1 pseudogene is annotated in these 1,316 nt (G+C 69.5%); it reads right to left on the reverse strand.

Features of this window, described 5'->3' with window-relative positions:
- Window positions 1-82 precede the first annotated feature (82 nt).
- Window positions 83-1,186: pseudogene (locus AB0M27_RS47915) on the reverse strand (glutamyl-tRNA reductase).
- Window positions 1,187-1,316: the final 130 nt, after the last annotated feature.

Below are 1,316 nucleotides of genomic sequence, written 5' to 3' on the forward strand. Positions count from 1 at the left end.
TCGTTCCCCGTACGCCCACCACAGCCCGAACACTCACTCATCCGCGCCAGAACACACTCGTACGCTGTTCCGCGGCAGCTGTTCACAACCCCTCAGACGCCAGCCGACCGGCGAGCCTGGCCAGCTCGGCATCGACCACGGCGGCCGCCTTGGCGCGCAGCGCGACAACCGTGGGAGCGACCTGTGCGGCCTCGCCCGCCGACCGGTACGCGGCAAGTTCGGCCTCCAGGATCGCCCCCACCGCAGCGACCTCATCGGTCCTGGCGGCAGTCCGGTGCGCACTGAGCGTGTCCATGTCGACCACCATCACGCCCGGCAGGTCATCCACGGCGGGCTCAACGTCGCGGGGCATCGCCAGGTCCAGGAACACCAGGGTGCCGCGCCGCCGGGTGGGCACCATGTCGGCAGTGATCACGTGCCCGGTCGCGCCAGTGCAGCAGATCACGACGTCCACCTTCGCCATGACGGCCGACAGGTCACTCAGCCCGGCGACCCGGGTCACCGCCGTACCTGGTCGGTCAGCCAGCCGTTCCGCCTTCCGGCGCGTCCGGTTGGCCACCACGATGCTGGCCGCGCCGCTCCTGACCGCGGTCGCCACCGCCAGCCCGCTCATCGACCCGGCACCGACCACCAGCACATCCCGGCCCGCCAAGCCCAGCCTGCCCAGGCACGGGGAGGCCAGCTCCACCGCTAGGCTCAGCAGGCTGGCCCCAGCCCGGCCGACCCCGGTCTCAGCCCGAGCCCGCTTACCCGCCCGCAGCGCGAGTCGGCCGAGATCGCCCAGGACCCGTCCGATGGTGCCCTGCCGGCCGGCCAGCTTGATCGCCGAGCGCACCTGGCCGACGATCTGCTCCTCGCCCACCACCACCGAATCCAGCCCGCTGGCCACGGCCAGCAGGTGGCTCACCGCGCGGTCCTCGTAATACACGTACAGGTGAGGGGTCAGGTCACCGGCGGGGACACCGCAGTGCCGCGCCAGCAGCTCGCAGATCGCCGGCACGCCAGCGTGAAATCAGTCAACGTCGGCGTACACCTCGATCCGGTTGCATGTCGAGACCACGAACACCTCCGCCACGGGCTCTGCCTGCGCCACGTCGTGCAGCAGCTTGCTGAGCGTGTCGTCGGTTACCGAGGCCCGCTCCAGGACTGCCACCGGCGTGCTCTTGTGGCTCAGGCCGATCACCATTACGCTCACCAGTCCTCCTCGTCTTCGTCAGCCATACCTAAGAGCTCATAACACGATCTTGTTGTGGTGCCCTGATTGGGCGTGACCAGTACGACGATTCTGCCGTTCGTGAGGTGTGAGGAACCGGCCG

Source organism: Streptomyces sp. NPDC052107 (genome assembly GCF_040680215.1).
Lineage (GTDB): Bacteria > Actinomycetota > Actinomycetes > Streptomycetales > Streptomycetaceae > Streptomyces.